Origin of the sequence: Micromonospora echinofusca (genome assembly GCF_900091445.1) — a bacterium.
GTDB lineage: Bacteria > Actinomycetota > Actinomycetes > Mycobacteriales > Micromonosporaceae > Micromonospora > Micromonospora echinofusca.
On record NZ_LT607733.1, the window covers coordinates 947,501 to 973,654 of the forward strand.

The window sequence follows — 26,154 nt, forward strand, 5'->3', positions numbered from 1 at the left end:
GTGCCTTTTGAAGAATGAGCCTGCGAGTTAGTGGCATGTGGCGAGGTTAACCCGTGTGGGGGAGCCGTAGCGAAAGCGAGTCTGAATAGGGCGATTCAGTCGCGTGTCCTAGACCCGAAGCGGAGTGATCTAGCCATGGGCAGGCTGAAGCGCGGGTAAGACCGCGTGGAGGGCCGAACCCACCAACGTTGAAAAGTTGGGGGATGACCTGTGGTTAGGGGTGAAAGGCCAATCAAACTCCGTGATAGCTGGTTCTCCCCGAAATGCATTTAGGTGCAGCGTCGCGTGTTTCTTGCCGGAGGTAGAGCACTGGATGGTCTAGGGGGCCCACAAGCTTACCGAAATCAGCCAAACTCCGAATGCCGGTAAGTGAGAGCGCGGCAGTGAGACTGCGGGGGATAAGCTTCGTAGTCGAGAGGGAAACAGCCCAGATCACCAGCTAAGGCCCCTAAGCGTGTGCTAAGTGGAAAAGGATGTGGGGTCGCATAGACAACCAGGAGGTTGGCTTAGAAGCAGCCACCCTTTAAAGAGTGCGTAATAGCTCACTGGTCAAGTGGTTCCGCGCCGACAATGTAGCGGGGCTCAAGCACACCGCCGAAGCTGTGGCATTCACATTTTAACCACGCAACGCCTTGATGTGTTGTGCAGGTGTGTGGATGGGTAGGGGAGCGTCGTGCCGGGGGTGAAGCAGCGGGGTGACCCAGTTGTGGACGCGGCACGAGTGAGAATGCAGGCATGAGTAGCGAAAGAAGGGTGAGAAACCCTTCCGCCGGATGACCAAGGGTTCCAGGGCCAGGCTAATCCGCCCTGGGTGAGTCGGGACCTAAGGCGAGGCCGAGAGGCGTAGTCGATGGACAACGGGTTGATATTCCCGTACCCGCGAAAGAGCGTCCCTGATGAACCTCGTTGTGCTAACCATCCAAACCAGCCAAGGCCTTCGGGTTGAGGTTGGGGAGCGTGGGAACCTGGCGGGTAGTAGTCAAGCGATGGGGTGACGCAGGAAGGTAGCTGAGCCCGGCCGGTGGTTGTGCCGGGGTAAGCGTGTAGGCCGTGTTGTAGGCAAATCCGCAACACATGAAGGCTGAGACGTGATGCCGAGCCGATTCAGGTGAAGTCAGTGATCCTATGCTGCCGAGAAAAGCCTCTAGCGAGTTCTTAGCGGCCCGTACCCCAAACCGACACAGGTGGTCAGGTAGAGAATACCGAGGCGATCGGGCGAACTGTGGTTAAGGAACTCGGCAAATTGCCCCCGTAACTTAGGGAGAAGGGGGGCCGGAGACGTGAAGCCCCGCGCGGGTGGAGCGTTGTATGGCCGCAGAGAGCAGGGGGAAGCGACTGTTTACTAAAAACACAGGTCCATGCGAAGAAGTAATTCGATGTATATGGACTGACGCCTGCCCGGTGCTGGAACGTTAAGGGGACCTGTTAGCTCTTCGGGGCGAAGCGGAGAACTTAAGCGCCAGTAAACGGCGGTGGTAACTATAACCATCCTAAGGTAGCGAAATTCCTTGTCGGGTAAGTTCCGACCTGCACGAATGGCGTAACGACTTCCCCACTGTCTCAACCACAGGCCCGGCGAAATTGCATTACGAGTAAAGATGCTCGTTACGCGCGGCAGGACGGAAAGACCCCGGGACCTTTACTATAGCTTGACATTGGTATCTGAGTTAGCTTGTGTAGGATAGGTGGGAGCCGGTGAAGTCCATACGCCAGTATGGGTGGAGGCAATCTTGAAATACCACTCTGGTTGATTTGGGTATCTAACTTCGGACCGTTATCCGGTTCAGGGACAGTGTCTGGTGGGTAGTTTAACTGGGGCGGTTGCCTCCTAAAGGGTAACGGAGGCGCCCAAAGGTTCCCTCAGCCTGGTTGGCAATCAGGTGTTGAGTGCAAGTACACAAGGGAGCTTGACTGTGAGACTGACAGGTCGAGCAGGGACGAAAGTCGGGACTAGTGATCCGGCACTTGCGAGTGGAAGCGGTGTCGCTCAACGGATAAAAGGTACCCCGGGGATAACAGGCTGATCTTCCCCAAGAGTCCATATCGACGGGATGGTTTGGCACCTCGATGTCGGCTCGTCGCATCCTGGGGCTGTAGCAGGTCCCAAGGGTTGGGCTGTTCGCCCATTAAAGCGGTACGCGAGCTGGGTTTAGAACGTCGTGAGACAGTTCGGTCCCTATCCGCCGTGCGCGTAGGATACTTGAGAAGGGCTGTCCCTAGTACGAGAGGACCGGGACGGACGAACCTCTGGTGTGCCAGTTGTCCCGCCAGGGGCACGGCTGGTTAGCTACGTTCGGAAGGGATAACCGCTGAAAGCATCTAAGCGGGAAGCTCGCTTCAAGATGAGGTATCCCACCCCACTTTGTGGGGGTAAGGCCCCCAGCTAGACGACTGGGTTGATAGGCCGGAAATGTAAGCCCGGTAACGGGTTCAGTTGACCGGTACTAATAGGCCGAGGACTTGACTACTAAGCTGCTACGCGTCCACTGTGCAACTCTCGATAAACGAACAACAGACCACGTGGTGGTGTTGTTTGATATGTCGATAGAGTTACGGCGGTCATGGCGGAGGGGAAACGCCCGGTTACATTCCGAACCCGGAAGCTAAGCCCTCCAGCGCCGATGGTACTGCACTCGGGAGGGTGTGGGAGAGTAGGACACCGCCGGACAATCTTTCAGTTCAGGGTCACCCTTTCGGGGTGGCCCTGAACTGCGTTACGCACCCTTTTCCGGGCGGGTAACCCGACCGGGCGGACGCAGCGCCGCGTGGTGCGGTGCCGCCTCTGCCCAGGGGACGCTCAACACCCGGAGGGCGGCCCGCTCAGATCAGGCCGTGGGACAGCCCACCGCCCGAGGAACCACGGGTCTGTTCCCATGAACCGCGACTGGGCTGCGCCGGACCTCGACGACGGCGGTGTAGTCCGCTCGCCCGATACCACAAAGGTATTTTTATGCCGCGTAGGTATCGGCGTTCGGAGTATTGGTTCACCATCGGCGGTAGCGGTTCACCAACGGTCATCCATAGCCGCCGTGTCGGTCAGGCTCGGGCCGGGTCGCGTGGCCTCGGTGGCCGACGCGGTGCGCGTACGACAGGAGAAGCCCCGCCGGCGACTGGCCGGCGGAGCTTCCCCGAGCGTGAGTCAGGCGGGCGTCAGGACGGTTCGGGACCGCAGATGAAGCGCGGCTCGGCGGAGTAGCGCCAGCTGAACTTCTCCCGCCCAGTGCTTTCGGCGATGGCGGCGACCGCTCGACTCCGAGCGGCGTGCAGCAGGCGCCGGGAGGCGTCAGCCGCGGGTCTGGATCTCCTCGCGGATCGAGCGGAACAGCCGGCCGGCGTCCTCGACGGCGCGCCCCGGCAGGATCGCCATCACCACGCTGCCATGGTCGGCCCACCCGCAGACCGCGAAGTCGCCGCCGTCGCCGCTGGTGGTGCCGCACTTCATCACGCCGCCGAAGCGGCCGGCCGGCACCTCGCGCAGCCCCGTCACCTTGCCGGTCTCGTCGGTGAGCAGCTTGAAGAGGCTGTCCAGGTCGCGTTCCGGCTGCCAGAGCAGGGTCGTACCGCCGAAGACGAGCACCGAGCGCTTCTCGTCGGCCGGATCGCGGTAGACGGTGCCGAAGCTGCTGTCCAGGTCGATGTCGGCGGCGAATCCGCTGCGCAGGTAGTCGGACGTGCTGCGGGCCCGGTCGCTGTCGTCCCGTACGAGGCCCGCCACCCGGTCGGGGGTGGCCAGATCGGCGTCCTTCTGCTGGGCGATCCGCATGCCGGCCGTGCCGAGCACGGCGGCTCCCGCGAGGCCGACCACCGCCGCCACGGCCCACGCCACCCGCCGGCGCCTCGACCACGTCCCCCGCCGCTCCGGGGCGCTCTCCGGGTCCCGGTTGCTGAGCTGGATGGGCTCGTCGGTCAGGTCGATCGGCTCGGGCCCGTCGGCGGCCGGGCGCTCGGTGAGATGTGCGTCGGACATAGCCGACACCGTACGCGAACAGCAGGTGGCGCACGTCGGGTCCCGCGAAGCGCTCCGTAGACTTTCAGGGTGACCGAGAGACTGGATGCCCGACGCCCCGACGCCCCCGCCCTTGCCGGCCAGTACCAGCCCGGCGAGGTAGAGCAGCGACGGTACGAGCAGTGGGTAGCCGCCGGACACTTCCGGGCGTCGGCGGACAGCGACAAGCCCCCCTTCACCATCGTCATCCCGCCCCCCAACGTCACCGGCTCCCTGCACATGGGCCACGCGTTCGAGCACACGCTGATGGACGCGCTGACCCGCCGCAAGCGGATGCAGGGCCACGAGGCGCTCTGGCTGCCCGGCATGGACCACGCCGGCATCGCCACCCAGAACCTGGTCGAGCGGCAGCTCGCCGGCGAGGGCCTGTCCCGCCACGACCTGGGCCGCGAGAAGTTCGTCGAGCGGGTGTGGCAGTGGAAGGCCGAGTCCGGCGGCGCGATCCTCGGCCAGATGCGCCGCCTCGGCGACTCCGTCGACTGGGACCGTGAGCGCTTCACCATGGACGAGGGCCTGTCCCGGGCCGTCCAGACCATGTTCAAGAAGCTCTTCGACGACGGGCTGATCTACCGGGCCAACCGGATCATCAACTGGTGCCCGCGCTGCCTGACCGCGCTCTCCGACATCGAGGTGGAGCACACCGACGACGACGGCGAGCTGATCTCGATCCGCTACAGCGACGACGTCGTGGTCGCCACCACCCGTGCCGAGACGATGCTCGGCGACACCGCGGTCGCCGTCCACCCCGACGACGAGCGCTACCGGCACCTGATCGGCACCGAGGTGGCCGTGCCGCTGACCGACCGGCGGATCCCGATCGTGGCCGACGAGCACGTCGACCCGAGCTTCGGCACCGGCATGGTCAAGGTGACCCCCGCGCACGACCCGAACGACTTCGAGATCGGCCAGCGGCACGACCTGCCGTCGCTGACGATCATGGACGAGCGCGGCGTCATCACCGCGCACGGCCCGTTCGAGGGCCTGGACCGCTACGAGGCCCGTCCCGCGATCGTCGCCGCGCTGCGCGAGCAGGGCCGGATCGTCGCCGAGAAGCGGCCGTACGTGCACGCGGTGGGGCACTGCTCCCGGTGCAAGACGACCGTCGAGCCGCGGTTGTCGCTCCAGTGGTTCGTCGACACCGCCCCGCTGGCCAAGGCGGCCGGCGACGCGGTGCGCGACGGTCGGGTGAAGATCGAGCCGGCGGAGCTGGCCAAGCGGTACTTCGCCTGGGTCGACAACATGCACGACTGGTGCATCTCCCGGCAGCTCTGGTGGGGCCACCGCATCCCCGTCTGGTACGGCCCGGACGGCGAGATCGTCTGCGTCGGCCCGGACGAGCAGCCGCCGACCGGCGCGGGCTGGCACCAGGACGAGGACGTGCTGGACACCTGGTTCTCCAGCGGCCTGTGGCCGTTCTCCACGCTCGGTTGGCCGGAGCAGACCCCCGACCTGGCGAAGTTCTACCCCACCAGCGTCCTGGTGACCGGCTACGACATCCTCTTCTTCTGGGTCGCCCGGATGATGATGTTCGGCCTGTACGCGATGGACGGCCGGCAGCCGTTCGACACGGTGGCCCTGCACGGCATGGTCCGCGACCAGTTCGGCAAGAAGATGTCGAAGTCGTTCGGCAACGTGGTCGACCCGCTGGACTGGATCGACCGCTACGGCGCCGACGCCACCCGGTTCACCCTCGCCCGGGGCGCCAACCCCGGCGGGGACGTGCCGGTCAGCGAGGAGTGGTGCCAGGGCTCGCGCAACTTCTGCAACAAGCTGTGGAACGCCACCCGGTTCGCGCTGCTCAACGGCGCGCACACCGAAGGGCCACTGCCGGCGGCCGACACGCTCTCGACGGTCGACCGGTGGATCCTGTCCCGGCTGGCGCACGTCACCGCCGAGGTCGACGAGCAGTTCGAGGCGTACGAGTTCGCGAAGGTCTGCGACCTGCTCTACCACTTCGCCTGGGACGACGTCTGCGACTGGTACGTGGAGCTGACCAAGCCGGTGCTCGCCGAGGGCGGCCCGGCCGCCGAGGCGACCCGCCGGGTGCTCGGGCACGTGCTGGACCAGCTGCTGCGGCTGCTGCACCCGGTCATCCCGTTCGTCACCGAGGAGCTGTGGACCGCGCTCACCGGCGGCGAGACGGTCATGACTGCCGCCTGGCCGGTGGCCGACCGTACCGGAGTCGACGACGCCGCGGAGGTCGAGGTCGGCACCCTCCAGCGGGTCGTGACCGAGATCCGGCGGTTCCGCTCGGACCAGGGGCTGCGCCCGACGCAGCGGGTCGCCGCGCGGCTCGACGGCCTGGCCGCCGCCGGCATCGCCGCGCACGAGCCGCTGATCCGGTCGCTGGTGCGCCTCGACGCGGCCGGCGACGACTTCCAGGCCAGCGCGACGCTCGCCATGCCCGGCGAGGTGAGCGTGGCCCTGGACACCCGGGGGACGATCGACGTGGCCGCCGAGCGGGCCCGGCTGACCAAGGACCGGGCGGCCGCCGAGAAGGAGGCCGCGCAGGCGCGGGCGAAGCTCGGCAACCCGGCGTTCGTCGACAAGGCGCCGGAGCCGGTGGTCGCCAAGATCCGTGACCGGCTCGCCGTCGCCGAGGCCGACCTCGTCCGCATCGACGCCGCTCTGGAGGCGCTGCCCTCGTGACCGACCGCACCGATTTCGCCGCCGTCGAGGCCGAGCTGGCCGGCCGCGGCTTCACCCGCATGGCCTTCGAGCTGGACAAGATCGAGTCGCTGCTGGACCTGCTCGGCAGCCCACAGCGGGCGTACCCGTCGATCCACCTGACCGGGACCAACGGCAAGACGTCGACGGCCCGGATGATCGACTCGCTGCTGCGGGCGTTCGGGCTGCACACCGGCCGCTACACCAGCCCGCACCTGGAGAGCGTCCGGGAGCGGATCAGCCTGGACGGCGAGCCGGTGGACGAGGGGCGGTTCGTCGCCACGTACCGGGAGATCGAGCCGCTGGCCCGACTGGTCGACGAGCGCTCGGCGGAGCCGCTGACGTACTTCGACATGACCACCGCGTTGGCCTTCGCCACCTTCGCCGACGCCCCGGTGGACGTGGCGGTGGTCGAGGTGGGCCTGGGCGGGGCCGAGGACGCGACCAACGTGATCCAGGCCGGGGTGTGCGTGCTCACCCCGGTCGGGCTGGACCACACCGAGTGGCTGGGCGACACCATCCAGGACATCGCGCTGGCCAAGGCGGGGATCATCCACAAGGGCGCGACGGTGATCTCGGCGGCGCAGGAGGAGGAGGCCGCCGGGCCGATCCTGGAGCGCTGCGCCGAGGTCGGCGCGACCATCGCCCGGGAGGGCGCCGAGTTCGGGGTGCTGCGGCGGGCGGTGGCCGTCGGCGGGCAGGTGCTCACCCTCCAGGGCCTCGGCGGCGTCTACGAGGAGGTCTTCATCCCGCTGCACGGCGCCCACCAGGCGCAGAACGCGGCGGTGGCGTTGGCGGCGGTCGAGGCGTTCCTCGGCGCCGGGGCGAAGCGGCAGCTCGACGTCGAGGCGGTCCGGGAGGGCTTCGCCACCGCCAGCTCGCCGGGGCGGCTGGAGCGCGTGCGCAGCGCGCCCACCATCCTGCTCGACGGGGCGCACAACCCGCACGGGATGGCCGCCACGGTGACGGCCCTCCAGGAGGAGTTCGCGTTCAGCAAGCTCGTCGCCGTGGTCGGCGTCCTCGCGGACAAGGACGCGGCCAGCCTGCTGGAACTGCTGGAGCCGGTGGTCGACCAGGTCGTGGTGACCCGCAACAGCTCGCCCCGGGCGCTCCCGGCCGATGAGCTGGCCGCGCTGGCGGCCGAGGTCTTCGGGCCCGACCGGGTGGAGGTGGCCGAGGAGATGCCGGACGCGATCGAGGCGGCGGTGGCGCTGGCCGAGGAGGACGTACCGGGGGAGCTGAGCGGGGTCGGGGTGCTGGTCACCGGATCGGTGGTGACCGTGGCCGACGCCCGCCGGCTGCTGAAGCGATGAGCGGGCCGCAGCGGGTCCCCGCGGGCGACGACCGCCCGGCCGGTACGACCGACGGCGCCCCGGGGCACCTGCCGGCCGGTACGACCGACGACACCCCCGGCGGGCGGCCGCCACGACGCTCCGGGCTGCGGAACCCGGAGCGGGCGGTCCGTGGCCTCGGCGCCGGCACGCTGAGCCTGGAAGCGCTGGTGCTGGTGCTGGCCATCCAGCCCATCCGGGTCGTCGGCGGCGACCTGGGCGGCGCGGCGATCGGGGTGGTCGTGGCGCTGGCCGTGGCGGCGGTGCTGCTGGCCGGCACGATGCGCCGGCCGTGGACCTGGCACGCCGGCACCGCCCTTCAGGGGCTGCTGATGCTGGCCGGCCTGCTGCACTGGTCGCTGTTCGTGCTGGGCGTCGTCTTCGCCCTGGTGTGGGCGTACGCCCTGCACGTGCGCCGGGTCATCCTGGGCTGACGGTCAGGCCTCGGCGCGTTCCCGCCACTGGGTCAGGGCGATGCCGTGGCCGTCCGGGTCGCGGAACGCCGCCGCCCACACCTCCAGCTTCGTGCCCCGGTTGACCACCCGGGGGGCGTACGTGAACCGCACGCCCGTCCCGCGCAGCCGCTCGTAGGCGGAGCCGATGTCGTCGACCTCGAGGTTGACGTGCACCAGGCGGCGGCTGATCGGCGCCGCCTCGGTCACCTCCCGCAGCACCAGGCGGGTCGTGCCCGAGGAGAGGACCGCGTTGCCCGAACCCCGGTCGACCTCGGCGAAGCCCAGGTCGCGGTAGAAGTCGAGCGAGCGGGGCAGGTCGGTGACCAGCAGGGTCAGGCCCACCCCGGCGATCGGCGACCCGAACTCGTCGCCGGCGGCGGTCTCCCCGTCGTCGTCCGTCGCCGGCCCGGGGCCGAAGATCGCCTCGTCCAGCTCCTCCGGGCTGATCCGCTGGTCGCGGACCCGGTCGCGTGGCGGGGCGGGATCGTCCAGGGGCAGGTCGATCGGGTCCGCCGGCGGGGGCGGGTCGAGGCGCTCCCCGGGGGCGTCGAACCGCTCCTCGGCGGGCGGGCGGGGCGTCGGGGTGGCCCGGCGCGGCAGGGTGCCGGCGGCGGGCTGCTCGACGAGCGTGCCCTCCAACACGACCGGCCCACCCGGGCGCTGGTGCACCACGACGGGCTCGCGCTCCTCGGACTGCCTGCCCCGGTCGTCGCCGAGCGGGTCGCCCAGCGGGTCCCCGGCGGGGTCGCCCAGCGGATCGCCGGCCGGGGGCCTGAAGTCGTCGCGGAAGTCGTCCCGCAAGTCGCCGCGGAAGTCGTCGTCCGGCGCCCGGTCCGCCCACGGCGGGGCCTCCTGCTGGATCAGCACGTCGTCCAGCGGCTCGGTGCCCGCGTACTCGGGCGGCAGGTCGGCCGCGACGGCGGCGGCGGCGGTCTCCGCGTGGGTGGGCACGTCGTCCCAGAGCACCCGGACATGCCGCTGGTCGTCCAGGGCCACCCGGATCGGCAGCGTCTGGCCCAGCGACGGCCACTTCGCCACCGGCACCCGCGGCTCGATGATCTTCTTGGACCGGGGCGGCAGCCCCGGGGCGTCGATCACCAGCTGGAGCTCGCAGCGGCCGAAGGCGTACTGGGTGGGCGGCTCGGAGGCGCTGTGCACGTGGCCCTCGCCGACCACCCAGGTGCGCCCGCCCCCGCGCACCGTGGCCAGCGCGATGGCCAGCACCAGCAGGGCGACCCCCAGCGCCACGATCGCCCAGCTGGTCATGCCGAGGCCGAAGAGGACGACGAAGGTGGCCACGGTGCCCAGCACCGCGGCGATCAGCTTGCGTACCGGCGCGATGGGTCGGTTCCCGCCATTCGCCACAGTGGACCTCCCGAGGGTCAAGGGCCAGGCTAGGCCGGATCGGCCGCCGGAGGAAGGACCGACCGCCGCGCCGGCGCCGGGACCGGGTCGCTAGGCTGACCGTACCCAGCCCGACCGTCTTGTGCGCACAGGAGGAACCCAGCGTGTCCAGCAGCAGCCCCGATGAGCGCACCCTCGTACTGATCAAGCCCGACGCGGTCCGCCGTGGGCTGGTCGGCGAGGTGATCTCCCGCTTCGAGCGCAAGGGGCTGCGGATCGACGCCATGCAGGCGCGCACGCTGGACGGCGACTTCGCCGACCAGCACTACGCCGAGCACGTGGACAAGCCGTTCTACCCGCCGCTGAAGGACTTCATGACCGGCGGCCCGCTGGTGGCGCTGGTGCTCTCCGGCGACCAGGTGATCGAGGTCGTACGCGGCATGATCGGCGCGACCGACGGCCGCAAGGCCGCCGCCGGCACGATCCGCGGCGACCTCTCCCTGTCCAACCGGGAGAACCTGGTGCACGCCTCCGACTCGCCCGACAGCGCCAAGCGCGAGATCGCGCTCTGGTTCCCCGAGCTGGGCTGACCCACCCGGGAGTGCGGCACCGGCCGGTGCGCGTCGCGCGCACCGGCCGCCGGCGTCGCGTCGGTGACCGTCACGCCTCCGCGGGCAGGTCGGTGCGGCAGGTCACGGCGATGCGGTTCCACACGTTGATGGTGGCGATCGCCATCAGCAGGTCCGCGAGTTCCTTCTCCGACCACACCTTCGCCGCCGCGTCCCAGACGTCGTCGGGCACGCCGTGCTCGCCGAGCCGGGTCACCGCGTCGGTGAGGGCCAGCGCGGTCCGCTCCCGCTCGTCGAAGAAGGGCGCCTCCCGCCACGCGGCGACGGCGAAGAGCCGCCGGTCCGACTCGCCCGCCGCCAGCGCGTCCCGGCTGTGCATGTCGACGCAGAACGCGCAGCCGTTCAGCATCGACGCCCGCAGCTTCACCAACTCCAGCGCGGTGTGCCCGACATTCGCCCGGACGTACTTCTCCAGCCCCAGCACGGCCTGGTACGCCTGCGGTGCCACCTCGGCCACGTTCATCCGTTGCATGACGGCCCTCCTCGGTCCGGTCTGTCTCGACACCCACACGACGGCGCGCCCAGGCACGGCGTGACACCGGCGGACGTGAGCCCGGTCACGCCGTTCGACGGCGGGTCGGCCCCCGCCGGACGGCCAGGAGAGCGCAGCGGCGGAACCGGTCGCGGCGGACCTGCCCCGAGCCGCCGGCGGACCTCGTGGGCCTGCCGGACGACGTCGGGGCAGGTCCCGACCCCGCCGGCGGTCGGGATGAGCGCCGCGCAGGTCCAGCGGTGTCAAGGTGATCTCGTCGGTGCCGGTCGGTCCGAGCGGGCCGAACAGCTCCCCGTTGCCGACCGTCGGGTCGGCGTCGCGGACCGCGTCCACCTACCGGCACCGTGGCCGCGACCACCCCGTGCGACAGCGGTACGTCCGTCGTCGCCCACCGCCTTCACCGCGTCGGTGCTCACGCCCGGCACGTTAGGGGGACACGACGCCGGTGGGAACGAATTCGGCTCCGGCCGAATGCTCAGGCCGAGGCGATGACAGGCTCGTCGCCCACCAGTTGGACGAGCGCCAGGCCGGCCGGTTCGAGGCCGTACAGCACCCGACGGCCCACCCGGCGGCGGTGCACCACACCGGCGGAGAGCAACGCGGAGAGGTGCTCCGAGACGGTGCTCGGTGCCAGCCCGAGGGTGGCGGCGAGCCCGGCCGTGGTGGACGGCCGGGTCAGCACCCTGAGCACCTGGGCCCGGGCGCGTCCGACCAGGACGGCCAGCCGGTCGGTGGCCGCTGCGGGGGACGCGGTCCGGCCCGGACCCTCCTCGGCGAGCAGTGCCGCGCCGCGCGCCTGGTAGGAGACGGCGACGATCTCCGGATGGTCGGTGGAGCAGGAGAGCGCGCCGCGGGAGAAGATCAGCGGGATCAGCAGCAGCCGCTGGTCGACCGCCTCGATCTGCCGTTCCAGCGACTTCATGAGGGTGAGGACCGGATTCTCCCAGCGCACCTGCTCGTGCAGGTCACCCAGGAGCGCGTCCGGACCGTCCGCGGCCAGTGCGCGGGCCCGGTGCAGCACCTCCTCGTCCAACGCCGCCCGCATCGCCGGCCACCAGGGGCCGATCGCGGCGTCCCAGTAGGCCTCGATGCCGCCCGCCAGCCGGTCCAGCGCGGCCGACCGGTCGGTGACGAACGGGCTCAGCCAGCCGGGCAGGTCGTCGGGGCGGTGGTAGCGGGGGATCTGCTCGGCGATCACCTCGGCGGGCGTCGCGCGCAGCGCGGCCAGTTCGTCGGCCAGGGTCGGGGTCGACGACGGCGGGATCGGGGTCAGGAAGTCGGGCGCGCTGCGGCCGGAGGCGAGCAGCAGCCGGACCGGCGCGGTCGCCGGCACCTCGGCGAGTACCCGCCGGGCGTGCCGAGCCCAGCCGGTGTACGGCCATGGCGCCTCTCGCGGGTTGCGGTGCAGCAGGTAGAGGCTGGTCCACACCTCCCAGAGCGGGCTGATCGCGATCCGGGTGCGCGCGAGCGTCGGCTCGTCCAACCTGATCCGGATCACCCCGTCACCCTAGGCACCGGTAGCCGGGCGGGTTTACTCGGCGGCGATCTTTCCGGGTGGTCGGGTAGCCTTGGCGGTCGTAAGGCGACGACCCGGCCATCACCGGTGAGCCTCCGGAAGAACAGCCGGCTGACGCCGGCCCAGTAGAACCGGACGGGTCCGGCCCGTCACAGCCGGCCAACGAGCGGGCGGTCGATCCTGACCGTCAAGCGGGGTGGTACCGCGGGCCTGCCCGGGGGCGCCGTCGAGGCGCGTCCGAGAAGGCTCGTCCTCGCAGACCACATGACCAGTGAGCTGCGAGGAGAACGACCCGCGATGGCCTATCCGTTGCACGACCCGACCGTCGCCGGCGTCCCGGCGAGCCCGGACCTGCCCGCGGTCGAGCGCCGGGTCCTGGAGCACTGGACGGCCGACAAGACCTTCGAGGCCTCGGTCGAGGCCAGGCCGGCCGGCGACCAAGGCAAGAACGAGTACGTCTTCTACGACGGCCCGCCGTTCGCCAACGGCCTGCCGCACTACGGGCACCTCTTCACCGGCTACGTCAAGGACGTGGTGCCCCGCTACCAGACGATGCGCGGTCGCCGGGTCGAGCGGCGCTTCGGCTGGGACTGCCACGGCCTGCCGGCCGAGGTGGTCGCCGAGAAGCAGCTCGGCATCACCAGCAAGGCCGAGATCCTCGACCTCGGCGTGGCCCGGTTCAACGAGGCGTGCCGCAGCTCCGTGCTGGAGTTCACCCACGACTGGGAGCGCTACGTCACGCGCCAGGCCCGCTGGGTCGACTTCGCCAACGACTACAAGACCCTCGACCTGGACTACATGGAAAGCGTCATGTGGGCCTTCAAGACCCTGCACGACAAGGGCCTGGTCTACGAGGGCTTCCGGGTGTTGGCGTACTGCTGGCGATGCGAGACGCCGCTGTCGAACACCGAGACCCGGATGGACGACGTCTACCGGGACCGGCACGACCCGACGCTGTCGGTGTGGTTCGCGCTCACCCCCGACGAGGACGCGCCGGAGCTGGTACGCGGGCCGGTACGCCTCGGCGTCTGGACCACCACGCCGTGGACCCTGCCGTCCAACCTCGCGCTCGCCGTCGGCCCCGACATCGAGTACGCGGTGCTGGAGCGCGACGGGCAGCGCCACGTCGTCGGGGCGGCGCGGCTGGCCGCGTACGCCAAGGAGCTGGAGGGCTACGAGCAGGTCGGCACCGTCTCCGGCCGGGACCTGGTCGGGCGCCGCTACACCCCGCTGTTCGACTTCCTCGTCGAGCAGGCGGGCCCGAACGCCTACCAGGTGCTCGGCGCGGAGTTCGTCACCACCGAGGACGGCACCGGGATCGTCCACCTGGCTCCGGCCTTCGGCGAGGACGACCAGAACGTCTGCAACGCGGCCGGCATCCCCACCATCGTCACGGTGGACGACCACACCCGGTTCACCGCGCTGGTGCCGCCGTACGAGGGTGAGCAGGTCTTCGACGTCAACAAGCCGGTGATCCGGGAGCTGAAGGAGCGGGGGGTGGTGCTCAAGCAGGACACCTACACCCACTCCTACCCGCACTGCTGGCGCTGCGACACCCCGCTGGTCTACAAGGCGGTGTCGTCGTGGTTCGTTGCGGTGACGCAGTTCAAGGACCGGATGGTCGAGCTCAACCAGCAGATCAACTGGACCCCGGGGCACATCAAGGACGGCTCGTTCGGCAAGTGGCTGGCCAACGCCCGCGACTGGTCGATCAGCCGGAACCGGTTCTGGGGCTCGCCGATCCCGGTGTGGAAGTCCGACGACCCGAACCACCCGCGGGTCGACGTCTACGGCTCTCTGGCGGAGATCGAGCGGGACTTCGGCGTACGCCTGAGCGACCTGCACCGGCCGGCGGTGGACGAGCTGGTCCGTCCCAACCCGGACGACCCGACGGGGAAGTCGACGATGCGCCGGGTGCCGGAGGTGCTGGACTGCTGGTTCGAGTCCGGCTCGATGCCGTTCGCCCAGGTGCACTACCCGTTCGAGAACCGCGAGTGGTTCGAGCACCACTACCCGGGCGACTTCATCGTGGAGTACATCGGCCAGACCCGCGGCTGGTTCTACACCATGCACGTGCTGGCCACCGCGCTGTTCGACCGGCCGGCGTTCCGCAACTGCCTCAGCCACGGCATCCTGCTCGGCTCCGACGGGCGCAAGATGTCCAAGAGCCTGCGCAACTACCCGGACGTCTACCACGTGTTCGACTCGTACGGCTCGGACGCGATGCGCTGGATGCTGATGTCCTCGCCGGTGCTGCGCGGCGGCGACATGGCGGTGACCGAGGGGAACATCCGCGACTCGGTGCGCCAGGTGCTGCTGCCGCTGTGGAACGTCTGGTACTTCTTCTCGCTCTACGCCAACGCCGACGGGCACCGGGCCAAGCGGAGGACGGACAGCACGCACCTGCTCGACCGGTACGTGCTGGCGAAGACCAACGAGCTGGTGTCGACGGTCCAGGAGCAGATGGACGCGTACGACATCTCGGGCGCCTGCGCCACCGTCCGGTCCTACCTGGACGCGCTGACCAACTGGTACGTCCGGCGGTCCCGGGACCGGTTCTGGTCCGGTGACGCGGAGGCGTTCGACACCCTGTGGACGGTGCTGGAGACGCTGTGCCGGGTGGTGGCGCCGCTGGCGCCGCTGACGGCGGAGGAGATCTGGCGCGGCCTGACCGGCGAGCGGTCGGTGCACCTGACCGACTGGCCGTCGGCGGAGGACTTCCCGGCCGACCACGACCTGGTCGCCGCGATGGACGCCACCCGCGAGGTCTGCTCGGCGGCGCTGTCGCTGCGCAAGGCCAAGGGGCTGCGGGTCCGGCTGCCGCTGTCGAGGCTCACCGTCGCCTCGCCGGCGGCGGCGCAGCTACGGCCCTTCGCCGACCTGGTCGCCGACGAGGTCAACGTGAAGGTGGTGGAGTTCACCGACGAGGTGTCCGCGTACTGCCAGCAGGTGCTGACCGTGGTGCCGCGCGCGCTCGGCCCCCGGGTCGGCAAGCAGGTGCAGCAGGTCATCAAGGCGGTCAAGGCGGGGCAGTGGGAGCTGGTCGACGGCGCCCCGGTCGCCGCCGGCGTCACCCTCGCCGAGGGCGAGTACGAGCTGCGCCTGGTCGCCGCCGACGCCGAGCACTCCGCGCCGCTGCCCGGCGGCGAGGGCGTGGTCGTGCTGGACACGGAGGTCACCCCCGAGCTGGCCGCCGAGGGCCTGGCCCGCGACGTCGTCCGGGTGGTGCAGCAGGCCCGCCGCGACGCCGACCTGGACGTCTCGGACCGGGTCGTGGTGGCGCTGTCGGCCGGCGAGGAGGTGCGCGCGGCGGTGGCGGCGTACACCGACTTCGTGGCCCGGGAGGTGCTGGCCGACTCCGTCGACTTCGCCGACGGGGTGGACGGCTTCACCGGTGAGGTCGGCGAGGGCGAACGGGTGACGGTGGCCGTCCGCAGGGTATGAGTCCGTGCGGTGGGGGCGGTCCCGCGGTGCGCCACCGGACCGCTCCCACCAGCCCCGACACGCCCGCTCACCTGGCGGTCGACCCGCCACCCCGACGACGCCGCGTGGACCCGTCGGTTACCGTGACACCGCCTGTTCGCACACACTCCGCCGGAGGACCAGTGCCCCTGCTCTACACCATCGGCAAGCTCACCGTGGCGCCCGCGCTCCGGCTGGCCTTCCGTCCGACCGTGGAGGGGTTGGAGCACATTCCGGACACGGGGGGTGCGATCTTCGCGGGCAACCACCTCTCGGTCGCCGACGAGCTGTTCCTCGGCACCGTGGTCCCCCGGCACCTGGCGTTCTGGGCGAAGTCGGAGTACTTCAAGGGCACCGGCCCGAAGGGCGCCCTCTCCAAGCACGTGCTCACCGGCCTGGGCGCCATCCCGGTCGAGCGGGCCGGCGGGCGCGCGGCGCTGTCCGCGTTCGACGCCGCCATCCCGGTGCTCAAGGCCGGCGACCTGGTCGCGGTCTATCCGGAGGGGACCCGGTCGCCGGACGGCCGGCTCTACCGGGGGCGCACCGGGGCGGCCCGGCTGGCGGTGGCGGCCGGCGTGCCGATCATCCCGGTCGGCATGACCGGCACCGACAAGGCCCAGCCCATCGGGACCCGGGTGCCCCGCCCCGGCCGCGCCAAGATCACCATCCGGTTCGGCAAGCCGCTCGACTTCACCGGCCGGCCGGACGACCGCACGTCGCTGCGCGAGATGACCGACGAGGTCATGGCCGAGATCCAGAAGCTCACCGGCCAGGAGTACGTGCCCCGCTACGCCCCGCCGCGCGCGCACTCCGCCACCCCCGGCGACACCCCGGCCTGAGCCGGTCACGGGGCGGCCGAGCCGCGCCGCTGCTCCGGTGTCGACGGCGTGGAGCCGGTCGAGCCGCGAAGACCTACTTCTGCTTGGTCGTGACCACCTGCTCGCGCAGGGTGCCGAGCAGGGTGGCGCTGTCGTCGAGCGAGAGCCGGGTGAAGACCGCGGTGGCGATGCTGCCGTGGTCGACCGAGGTGCACACCACCACGTCCTGGCCGTCGGCCCGGCCCACCGCGCAGCGCTGGTGGCGGCCGCGTACGCCGGTGTCGACGACCTGCGCCTCGCCGAGGGAGTACTGCCCGGTGAGGCGGGTCATCTCGTCCTCCGCGTCGGACTCGGGGGTGAACCGGAAGCCGGTGCCGCCGAAGACCGTCACCCGCTTGCCGGCGGCCGTGCTGTAGACGCCGGCGAAGGTGTCCTCGGCCAGCAAGTGCGCCTTGCGCACCTCCGCCTCCAACTGCTTGGCGGTCGCCTTGCTGGTGTTGTCGTCGCGCAGCCGCAGGTCGGCCACCTCGGCGGGCAGGGCGGCGTCGGCCGGGTACTGCGACGCCATCGGCACGCCGTAGTAGGCCGGGCAGCCGCAGCAGCAGGCCAGCATGAGCAGCAGGATCCACGGCCACCGGCGTCGCCTGCGGGTGGGCTTCGGGGCGTACCCCTGGGGGGCCTGCGGTCCGGCCGGCGGCGCGGACGCCCGACGCTGCCGGGGCGGCGCGGGCGGCGTCGGTGGGGGCGGCGCCGGACGGGTGGGCGCCGGACGGGCGGGCGCTGGCGGCCGGGAGGCCGGCGGCGGCGAGACGGGGTAGGCCACGGGCGGTGGCGAGACGGGGTACGCCGGCGGTGGGGCGGCCGGGTAGGCGACCCGGGGCGGCGCGGGCCGCGGTGGCTCCGGTGGGGCGGGGGAGTGCACGGGTGCGGCCGGCGGCCCGGAGTGGGGCCGGGGCGGCGGCGCCACGGGGTAGGGCAGCGTCGGTGTCGGCGGCGGGGGTGGCGGCAGGTCCCACCCACCGGTGTCCGCGCCCGCCCACGGGTCGACCGGGGTGAGGTGCTCGGGCTGCTCGGGCGGGGGCGCCGGCGCCGGCACCGGGGGCATCTCGGCCGACTCGCCCCAGGCCCGCTTGCGTGGCTTCGGCGGAGGGACCGCCGCCGAACCGCTCCACCGGGGCGCGGGCGGCTCGGCCGGCTGCTCGTCGGCGGGGAACATCCGGGTGCCCTGCGGGCCGACGGCCGGCGGACCGTCGCCGGGCAGGAGCCGGGTGCCCTCCGGGCCGACACCGGCCGGGCGCTCGGGCGCGGCGGCGCGCGTGTCGTCCGACCCGGCACCGTCGGCGTCCCTCGGCCCGCTGCCGTCCGTGTCCCGCCCGGCGACGGCGTCGCCGGAGCCCCGCGACCCGGCGCCCGCGTCGTGCGGGACGTCGGCGCGCGCGGTCGACCCGGGGTCGTCGGTGGGCAGCTCACGGGTGCCCTCCGGGCCCGTGCCGCCAGCGGGGGCGGGTGCTGCGGGGGAGGTCGGGGGCTCCTCGGTGACCGCCGGATCCTGAACCTGGTCCTGACCCGGGGGGCTCCCGTCGGCCGGCCGGTCCGGGCCCGGCTGCGGCTGCGGCATCGCGGCAATCTCCTCTCGCGCCGGTCCGAGGTTAGTACCGACGCGCCAGCGGGGCGATCCCGGCCACCGCCGTCGCCGGCGCCGCACGAGGCCGGGCGGACGCGTCGCGGGGCCGCCGCGCCGTCGCGGCGCGCGACGCCCGGCGTGCGCGCGGTCGCCGCCGCCGGGCCGCGTACCCTTGGGCATCATGAGCGTCCCGTCCACCACGCCGCGCCCCGCCGCGGCCAATTCGATCTGGCCCCGGCTGGAGCCGCTGCTGCCCCAGGTGACCAAGCCCATCCAGTACGTCGGTGGCGAGTTGGGCGCGGTGGTCAAGGACTGGGACGCGGCGGCCGTGCGCTGGGCGTTGATGTACCCCGACGCCTACGAGGTCGGCCTGCCAAACCAGGGCGTGCAGATCCTCTACGAGGTGCTCAACGAGCTGCCTGACGTGCTCGCCGAGCGGACGTACGCGGTCTGGCCGGACCTGGAGAAGCTGATGCGCGCGCACGGCGTGCCGCAGTTCACCGTCGACGCGCACCGCTCGGTACGCGACTTCGACGTCTTCGGCGTCTCCTTCTCCACCGAGCTGGGCTACACGAACCTGCTCACCGCGATCGACCTGGCCGGCATCCCGCTGCTCGCCGCCGGCCGCACCGACGCCGACCCGGTGATCGTGGCCGGCGGCCACGCCGCGTTCAACCCGGAGCCGATCGCCGACTTCGTCGACGCCGCCGTGCTCGGCGACGGCGAGGAGGCGGTCCTGGAGATCACCGGGATCGTGCGGGAGTGGAAGGCCGAGGGCTCCCCGGGCGGGCGCGACGAGCTGCTGCTGCGCCTGGCCCGCACCGAGAGCGTCTACGTGCCGCGCTTCTACGACGTGGACTACCTCCCCGACGGCCGCATCCAGCGGGTCGTGCCGAACCGGGCGGACGTGCCGTTCCGGGTGCACAAGCGCACGACGATGGACCTGGACGCCTGGCCGTACCCGAAGAAGCCCCTGGTACCGCTCGCCGAGACCGTGCACGAGCGGTACGCGGTGGAGATCTTCCGGGGCTGCACCCGGGGCTGCCGGTTCTGCCAGGCCGGCATGATCACCCGGCCGGTACGGGAGCGCTCGATCACCACCGTCGGGCAGATGGTGCGCGAAGGGCTGGAGTTCTCCGGCTTCCACGAGGTGGGCCTGCTGTCGCTGTCGTCGGCCGACCACTCCGAGATCGGCGACATGTGCTCCGGCCTGGCCCAGCAGTACGAGGGCACCAACGTCTCGCTCTCGCTGCCGTCGACCCGGGTGGACGCGTTCAACATCGACCTCGCGCAGGAGCTGTCCCGCAACGGTCGGCGTACCGGCCTGACCTTCGCCCCCGAGGGCGGGTCGGAGCGGATCCGCAAGGTCATCAACAAGATGGTGTCGAAGGAAGACCTGATCCGCACCGTCGTCACCGCGTACACGAACGGCTGGCGGCAGGTGAAGCTGTACTTCATGTGCGGCCTGCCCACCGAGACCGACGACGACGTCCTCGAGATCGCGGACATGGCCCACGAGGTCATCCGGGCCGGCCGGGCCGCCACCGGCTCGAAGGACATCCGCTGCACGGTCTCCATCGGCGGATTCGTTCCGAAGCCGCACACCCCGTTCCAGTGGGCGCCGATGGAGCGGCCGGAGGTCATCGACGGCCGGCTCCGGATGCTCAAGCAGGCGATCAACGCGGACCGCTCGCTCGGCCGGGCGATCGGCTTCCGCTACCACGACGGCGAGCCGTCGCTGATCGAGGGCCTGCTCAGCCGGGGTGACCGCCGCGTCGGCGCGGTGATCCGCCGGGTCTGGGAGAACGGCGGCCGGTTCGACGGCTGGAGCGAGCACTTCTCCTACCAGCGTTGGGTGCAGGCGGCGACCGAGGTACTGCCCGCCTTCGGGGTCGACCTCGACTGGTACACCACCCGCCGGCGCGACGAGCTGGAGGTCCTGCCCTGGGACCACCTGGACTCGGGCCTGGACAAGGACTGGCTCTGGCAGGACTGGCAGGACGCGCTCAGCGAGTACGAGCAGGACGACTGCCGATGGACCCCGTGCTTCGACTGCGGCGTCTGCCCGTCGATGGACACCGAGATCCAGATCGGCCCGACGGGGAAGAAGCTGCTCCCGCTGACCCCGGTCAACGGCCTGAAGCTGCCCACCCCCGCCCAGCCCTGACCCCACCCGGACCCCCACCCACCCCCGGGCCCCCATTGCGTCGATCATGAGGTTGTCGCCACCGCGACCGCGTGTCGCCGGCGACAACTTCATGATCAACGAGCACTGACCGGACGAGGAGCACGACGATCAGCAGGAAACCACAGCCAGAGGGCGGTCAGGCACCCGTCGTGCAGCGGGTCCGGATCCGGTACGCCAAGCGCGGCCCGCTGCGCTTCACCTCGCACCGGGACTTCGCCCGCGCGTTCGAGCGGGCGCTGCGCCGGGCGGGCGTGCCGATCGCCTTCTCCCAGGGCTTCACCCCGCACCCCAAGATCTCGTACGCCAGCGCCGCCCCGACGGGCGTGGCGAGCGAGGCCGAGTACCTGGAGATCGGCCTGCGTGAGCAGGTCGACCCGGCGGAGCTGCGCGCCGCGCTGGACGCCGCCCTCTCGCCGGGGCTCGACGTGCTCGACGCGGTAGTGGCCTCGGGGGGAAGTCTTGCCGACCGGATCGAGGCGTCGCACTGGCGCATCGAGTTGCCCGAGGTCGACCCGGCCGTCCTGCAACGGGCGGTTTCCGCCTTCACGGCCGCCGAAGAGGTGCTGGTCGAGCGGATGACCAAGCAGGGCCGGCGCACCTTCGACGCCCGCGCGGCGGTGATCCGCATCGATGTCGTGGGGTCGCCGGAGACGCCTTCCGGGGCCCCGGCCGTACCGTGTGCGATACTCGAACTGGTCGTGCGGCAGGTCACCCCCTCCGTGCGGCCCGATGACGTCCTTTCCGGCCTCCGCGTGGTGGCCGACCTGGAGCCGCCGGTCTCGCCGAGGGTGATCCGGCTGGCACAGGGCACGCTGACCGCGCAGGATGCGATCGCGGATCCGTTGGACGCGGACCGCGACGGGGCAACCATCGGTGAACACTGACCGTCGGTCAGCGTTCAGGTAGGCAGACTTCGGCGGTCGCGCACCGTGCGCGCCCGGCGGAAACACTTTTGCGGCGACCCTGCGTGGCAGCGCTCACCCGCGCCCGGGGCAGCCAGAACTGGAGAACGTCCATGCTCGAGAACGAGCCCGAGGGCGGCGAACGGACCGGTTCACAGCCGGCCGGCGAGACCGCTGACGCCAGCACCGTCGAGACCGCCGCCGGGGCGGGGAACGCCCCCGCGGTGGAGCACGCCGCCGGAGCGGCGAGCGCCGCTGACGGCGGGAACGCCCCCGCGGCGCAGAACGCCGGCGCCGACCAGGTTGGCACCGGCGAGGGCGAGCAGGCCCCGGCCGCCCCGGTACGACGGCGTACCACCCGGCGGCGGGCCGCGCCGCTGAACCAGCCGGAGCAGACCGAGGCGCCCGTCGAGGCGTCCACGGCGTCCGTGTCGGGCAGCGGCGAGGCGCCGCAGGCCGAGGTGTTCGCCCCCGTCTCCGGCGACCTCGACGCCGCCCCGAAGGCGACCCGCCGCCGCCGCAAGGCCACCACCGCGAAGGTCGCCGAGGACACCGCCGCGCCGGCCCCGGAGGCCGCCGCGCCGGCACCCGAGGCCGCCACCCGGCCCGCCGAGGCCACCGGGGAGGCGCCGGTCGCAGCCGACCAGGCGCCCACCGAGCCGGTCGCGCCGCCGGTCAAGGCGACGCGTACCCGTCGGAAGAAGGCCGCCCCCGCCGCGGCCGAGCCGGCCGCCGAGACCCCGCCCGACGTCGCCGGCGCCGCCCCCGCCGGGGCCGTGGAGCCGCCGCCTGCCGGGGTCGAGCCGGAGGCCGGCACCGGATTCGGCGCCGCCGCCCCGCCCGTCGCGGTCAGCGGCGCCGAGAGCCGTTCCGGTGAGGTGCCGCCGGGCGTCGCGGTCACCGCGCCCGCCGAGGAGGAGGAGCCGACCGAGGAGGTCGAGCCGGTCGTCGAGCCGGAGCCGGAGCCGGAGCCGCGCACCCGCCGCCGGCGGGCCGCGCTCTCCGCGCCCACCGTGCTCTTCATGGCCCCGCAGCCGGAGGACGTCCCGGTCGCCCGGGTCGTCGCGCCGGCACCGGAGCCGGAGCCGGAGGAGCAGCCCGCCGCCGAGGAGCCGGTCGAGCCGGCGCGCCGCCGCCGACGTGGCCGCCGCGACGCCGAGGTGGTCGAGGCCGTCGAGCTCGAGGAGCCGGTGGAGGAGGCCGAGGAGGCCGCCGAGGACGAGGACGAGGACGACGAGAGCGCCGCGGCCCGGCGCCGGCGTCGGCGTGGCCGTCGCGGCCGTGGCCGGGGCAAGGGCGGCGCGGACGACGTCGAGGACGAGGAGTCCGAGGAGGCCGCGCAGGCCGAGGCGGAGGAGACCGAGGGCGACGAGGACGAGGACGCCGAGGGCGGCGACGCGCTGACCCGCCGCCGTCGCCGTCGCCGCCGCCGGGGTGCCGGCGACGTCGAGGCGGGCGCCGACGACGGCGTGCCGACCGTCGTCAAGATCCGCGAGCCGCGCAAGACCGTCGACGAGGTGCAGGGCGTCTCCGGCTCCACCCGCCTGGAGGCCAAGCGCCAGCGCCGCCGCGACGGCCGCGAGCAGCGCCGTACCCGGCCGCCGATCCTCAGCGAGTCGGAGTTCCTGGCCCGGCGGGAGGCCGTCGACCGGGTGATGGCGGTACGCCAGCGCGGTGACCGTACCCAGATCGCCGTCCTGGAGGACGGGGTGCTCGTCGAGCACTACGTCACCCGCAACTCCTCCGGCACCATGGCCGGCAACGTCTACCTCGGCAAGGTGCAGAACGTCCTGCCCAGCATGGAGGCGGCCTTCGTCGACATCGGGCGCGGCCGCAACGCCGTCCTGTACGCCGGCGAGGTCAACTGGGACACCACCGGCCTGGAGGGGCGGGCCCGTTCGATCGAGCAGGCGCTGCGCTCCGGCGACTCGGTGCTGGTGCAGGTCACCAAGGATCCGATCGGTCACAAGGGCGCGCGGCTGACCAGCCACATCGCGCTCTCCGGCCGGCACCTGGTCTACGTGCCCCACGGCAACGCCTCCGGCATCAGCCGCAAGCTGCCCGACACCGAGCGCAAGCGCCTGCGCGACGTGCTGAAGAAGCTGGTGCCGGACGGCGCGGGCGTGATCGTCCGGACGGCCGCCGAGGGCGCCAGCGAGGACGAGCTGGCGCGCGACGTCAAGCGGCTCCAGGCGCAGTGGGAGGACATCCAGGCCAAGGCGACCGAGGGCGGCGCCCCGGTGCTGCTCTACGAGGAGCCGGACCTGGTCATCCGGGTCGTCCGGGACCTGTTCAACGAGGACTTCCGCGAGCTGGTGATCGAGGGCGAGCAGTCGTACGACATCGTCGAGTCGTACCTGTCGCACGTCTCGCCCGACCTGGTCGCCCGGCTGCGCCGGCACGTCGGCACCGCCGACGTCTTCGCCGAGTACCGCATCGACGAGCAGATCATCAAGGGACTGGACCGCAAGGTCTTCCTCCCCTCGGGCGGCTCGCTGGTGATCGACCGGACCGAGGCGATGACGGTCATCGACGTCAACACCGGCAAGTACACCGGCTCCGGGGGCAACCTGGAGGAGACCGTCACCCGCAACAACCTGGAGGCGGCCGAGGAGATCGTCCGCCAGCTCCGGCTGCGCGACCTCGGCGGCATCGTGGTGATCGACTTCATCGACATGGTGCTGGAGTCCAACCGTGAGCTGGTGCTGCGCCGGCTGACCGAGTGCCTGGGCCGGGACCGCACCAAGCACCAGGTCACCGAGATCACCTCGCTCGGGCTGGTGCAGATGACCCGCAAGCGGATCGGCGCGGGCCTGCTGGAGGCGTTCAGCGAGACCTGCGAGTGCTGCAAGGGCCGGGGCCTGATCATCCACACCGAGCCGGTGCCCGAGAAGCCGCGCTCCGGCGGTGGCGGCGCGGGGGAGAAGGTCAAGGCGGTCGCCTCCGCCGTGACCGCCCCGGCGGCGGAGCCGGCCGCCGGAACCTCCCGGCGCCGGGCGCGCAAGGGCGCGCCGGCCGAGCGCACCGTGGCGGAGGTCACCGAGACCGTCGCCGACGCGGCCCCGGACGCCGAGTACCACGACACCATGGGCTACGACCTGTCCCGCTACGAGGCGGACACCACCGCCGCCGGCGAGGCCGCCGACAGCCAGACGGGCGAGTCGGCCCGGCTCGCCGCCCCGGACGACCCGGACGCGCTCTCCGACGCCGACGGCGACGAGTCGGAGGGCGGTGCCGGCCGGCGCCGGTCCCGCCGCAGCGGCGCGCGGCGGCGTACCCGGCCGTGACCGGCTGATCGGTCCGACGTGTGACAGGGCCCCGTCCCCGGCGATGTCCGGCGGGCGGGGCCCTGTCGTATGGTCGATCCCCGGCCACGAACGGCCGCCTGCGGTCAGGAGAAGAACGATGCGCCGTCTGCTCGCCGTCACCGCGCTCACCGCTGTCCTGCTCGCCGGCTCCGGGTGCGCGGCCGAGCGGCCGGAGCGGGCAGCCCCGCCCGGCAGTGCCCCGACGGGCCCGGCGACGGGCGGACCCGCCAGCGGCGCGACGACGGGCGCCGGCAGCGGGGCGGCGGGCGGCAACGCGCCCGAGGTGTGTGCCGCGGCACAGCGGGCCGGCGAGACGGCCGTGCGGACGTACGTCGAGGAGCTCGGCAAGATGGTCGCGGCGGTCGGGGCGGACGACGCGGCGGCGGCCCGGACCGCCCGTGACCACATCTCCACCGCGCTGACCGACTGGCGCAGCACGCTGCGGCGCGAGTCGACCCGGGCCGAGGATGCGCAGCTCAAGACCCTTCTCGCGGACATGGCGGCGGAGGTCGGCACGCTGGGCACCGACGTCGACTCGATCGACGAGACCGAGCTCGACCGGCTCCGGCAGCGCCTCGACCAGCTCTGCGCCCGCTGACCGGCGGGCCCGGTTTGGGCGTCGGCCCTCCGATGGCGTACGCTGGCCTGCGGTGCACTTTGGTGTACCGAGTTCTCGCGTGCCCGCGCCGCCGTGCCTCTGCTACCCGGCGAGCCGCCGCGGGAACACCCGCCAGCAGCCTCAACGACAGGGAGTCCGCCTCCGATGTACGCGATCGTCAAGACCGGCGGCAAGCAGTACAAGGTCGCCGAGGGCGACGTGATCGAGGTCGAGAAGCTCGTCGGTGCCCCCGGCGACGCGGTGAAGCTCACCGCGGTGCTCCTCGTCGACGGTGACGACCTGGTGACCGACGCGGCGAAGCTTGCCAAGGTCGCGGTGTCCGGCGAGATCGCCGCGCACACCAAGGGCCCGAAGATCCGGATCCACAAGTTCAAGAACAAGACCGGCTACCACAAGCGCCAGGGTCACCGCCAGCCGTTGACCCAGGTCAAGGTGACCGGCATCTCCAGCGGGAAGTAGGTCGTCCTCACATGGCTCACAAAAAGGGTGCGTCCAGCTCGCGCAACGGCCGTGACTCCGCGGCCCAGCGGCTCGGCGTGAAGCGCTTCGGTGGTCAGGTCGTCAGCGCGGGTGAGATCCTCATCCGTCAGCGTGGCACCAAGTTCCACCCCGGTGACCTGGTCGGCCGCGGCGGAGACGACACGCTCTTCGCGCTGGCCGCCGGTTCGGTCCAGTTCGGCACCAAGCGCGGTCGCAAGACCGTCAGCATCGTGCCGCAGCAGTAGTTCGAAGGCGTTGCGGGCCGCGGACCTCGTGTCCCGGCCCGCTTTGCTTTTTTCGTGCGGGGCGTGA

Annotated in this window: 17 protein-coding genes and 2 rRNA genes (1 of these 19 running past the window's edge); 14 read left to right on the plus strand and 5 right to left on the minus strand. The window is 71.8% G+C overall.

Annotated features, from left to right (window positions below):
* A 23S ribosomal RNA gene (locus GA0070610_RS04425) occupies positions 1-2,468 on the plus strand; it begins 643 nt to the left of the window's first position.
* Between the two features lie 83 nt (positions 2,469-2,551).
* Positions 2,552-2,668, plus strand: a 5S ribosomal RNA gene (gene rrf, locus GA0070610_RS04430).
* Positions 2,669-3,283: 615 nt separating this feature from the next.
* Here rrf and GA0070610_RS04435 read toward each other — a convergent pair.
* On the minus strand, positions 3,284-3,967 hold the full coding sequence (locus GA0070610_RS04435) for a hypothetical protein (RefSeq protein ID WP_088998846.1): 684 nt from the start codon (positions 3,965-3,967) through the stop codon (positions 3,284-3,286).
* Positions 3,968-4,036: 69 nt separating this feature from the next.
* Between GA0070610_RS04435 and GA0070610_RS04440 the strand changes: the two genes are divergently transcribed.
* From GA0070610_RS04440 to GA0070610_RS04450, 3 genes are read left to right on the plus strand one after another with little or no spacing between them, the layout of a single operon-like run.
* Positions 4,037-6,655, plus strand: coding sequence for a valine--tRNA ligase (locus tag GA0070610_RS04440; RefSeq protein WP_088998847.1), 2,619 nt, complete (start codon positions 4,037-4,039; stop codon positions 6,653-6,655).
* Entirely contained in the window at positions 6,652-7,986 is a 1,335-nt protein-coding gene (locus tag GA0070610_RS04445; protein ID WP_088998848.1) for a bifunctional folylpolyglutamate synthase/dihydrofolate synthase, read from the plus strand. The genes GA0070610_RS04440 and GA0070610_RS04445 overlap by 4 nt, the downstream gene beginning before the upstream one ends.
* The gene (locus GA0070610_RS04450; RefSeq protein WP_088998849.1) at positions 7,983-8,438 is read left to right on the plus strand and encodes a DUF4233 domain-containing protein; all 456 of its coding nucleotides are present in this window, start codon (positions 7,983-7,985) and stop codon (positions 8,436-8,438) included. The genes GA0070610_RS04445 and GA0070610_RS04450 overlap by 4 nt, the downstream gene beginning before the upstream one ends.
* A gap of 3 nt (positions 8,439-8,441) precedes the next feature.
* On the opposite strand, the gene GA0070610_RS04455 is transcribed toward GA0070610_RS04450, so the two are convergent.
* Positions 8,442-9,824: a VOC family protein gene (locus GA0070610_RS04455; RefSeq protein ID WP_088998850.1), complete on the minus strand. Its 1,383-nt coding sequence runs from the start codon at positions 9,822-9,824 to the stop codon at positions 8,442-8,444.
* A 143-nt stretch (positions 9,825-9,967) separates the two neighbouring features.
* Here GA0070610_RS04455 and ndk point away from each other — a divergent pair, with 143 nt between their 5' ends.
* On the plus strand, positions 9,968-10,393 hold the full coding sequence (gene ndk, locus GA0070610_RS04460; protein ID WP_088998851.1) for a nucleoside-diphosphate kinase: 426 nt from the start codon (positions 9,968-9,970) through the stop codon (positions 10,391-10,393).
* A gap of 70 nt (positions 10,394-10,463) precedes the next feature.
* Here the strand turns inward: ndk and GA0070610_RS04465 are convergent, their stop codons facing one another.
* Positions 10,464-10,904: a carboxymuconolactone decarboxylase family protein gene (locus GA0070610_RS04465; RefSeq protein ID WP_088998852.1), complete on the minus strand. Its 441-nt coding sequence runs from the start codon at positions 10,902-10,904 to the stop codon at positions 10,464-10,466.
* A gap of 496 nt (positions 10,905-11,400) precedes the next feature.
* Positions 11,401-12,423, minus strand: coding sequence for an ArsR family transcriptional regulator (locus GA0070610_RS31305; protein WP_088998853.1), 1,023 nt, complete (start codon positions 12,421-12,423; stop codon positions 11,401-11,403).
* Positions 12,424-12,738: 315 nt separating this feature from the next.
* Between GA0070610_RS31305 and ileS the strand changes: the two genes are divergently transcribed.
* Positions 12,739-15,885 carry an isoleucine--tRNA ligase gene (gene ileS, locus GA0070610_RS04475; protein ID WP_088998854.1) on the plus strand — a complete coding sequence of 1,049 codons (3,147 nt, stop codon included), beginning with the start codon at positions 12,739-12,741 and terminating at the stop codon, positions 15,883-15,885.
* 161 nt (positions 15,886-16,046) lie between these two features.
* Positions 16,047-16,742, plus strand: a complete 696-nt coding sequence (locus GA0070610_RS04480) for a lysophospholipid acyltransferase family protein (protein ID WP_088998855.1) — start codon at positions 16,047-16,049, stop codon at positions 16,740-16,742.
* 73 nt (positions 16,743-16,815) lie between these two features.
* On the opposite strand, the gene GA0070610_RS31310 is transcribed toward GA0070610_RS04480, so the two are convergent.
* Positions 16,816-17,937, minus strand: coding sequence for a hypothetical protein (locus tag GA0070610_RS31310; protein WP_231926156.1), 1,122 nt, complete (start codon positions 17,935-17,937; stop codon positions 16,816-16,818).
* Positions 17,938-18,526: 589 nt separating this feature from the next.
* Between GA0070610_RS31310 and GA0070610_RS04495 the strand changes: the two genes are divergently transcribed.
* The 6 genes from GA0070610_RS04495 (at position 18,527) to rpmA (ending at position 26,087) form a co-directional block, all read left to right on the plus strand.
* Positions 18,527-20,512: a TIGR03960 family B12-binding radical SAM protein gene (locus GA0070610_RS04495; protein ID WP_088998856.1), complete on the plus strand. Its 1,986-nt coding sequence runs from the start codon at positions 18,527-18,529 to the stop codon at positions 20,510-20,512.
* A gap of 170 nt (positions 20,513-20,682) precedes the next feature.
* Positions 20,683-21,417 carry a TIGR03936 family radical SAM-associated protein gene (locus GA0070610_RS04500; RefSeq protein ID WP_172896394.1) on the plus strand — a complete coding sequence of 245 codons (735 nt, stop codon included), beginning with the start codon at positions 20,683-20,685 and terminating at the stop codon, positions 21,415-21,417.
* A gap of 131 nt (positions 21,418-21,548) precedes the next feature.
* The gene (locus GA0070610_RS04505) at positions 21,549-24,722 is read left to right on the plus strand and encodes an Rne/Rng family ribonuclease (RefSeq protein ID WP_088998857.1); all 3,174 of its coding nucleotides are present in this window, start codon (positions 21,549-21,551) and stop codon (positions 24,720-24,722) included.
* 118 nt (positions 24,723-24,840) lie between these two features.
* On the plus strand, positions 24,841-25,341 hold the full coding sequence (locus GA0070610_RS04510) for a hypothetical protein (protein ID WP_088998858.1): 501 nt from the start codon (positions 24,841-24,843) through the stop codon (positions 25,339-25,341).
* A gap of 165 nt (positions 25,342-25,506) precedes the next feature.
* A complete protein-coding gene (rplU, locus tag GA0070610_RS04515; protein WP_088975625.1) occupies positions 25,507-25,821 on the plus strand; it encodes a 50S ribosomal protein L21 in 315 nt (104 codons plus the stop codon).
* Positions 25,822-25,832: 11 nt separating this feature from the next.
* The gene (rpmA, locus tag GA0070610_RS04520) at positions 25,833-26,087 is read left to right on the plus strand and encodes a 50S ribosomal protein L27 (RefSeq protein ID WP_013288010.1); all 255 of its coding nucleotides are present in this window, start codon (positions 25,833-25,835) and stop codon (positions 26,085-26,087) included.
* Positions 26,088-26,154: the final 67 nt, after the last annotated feature.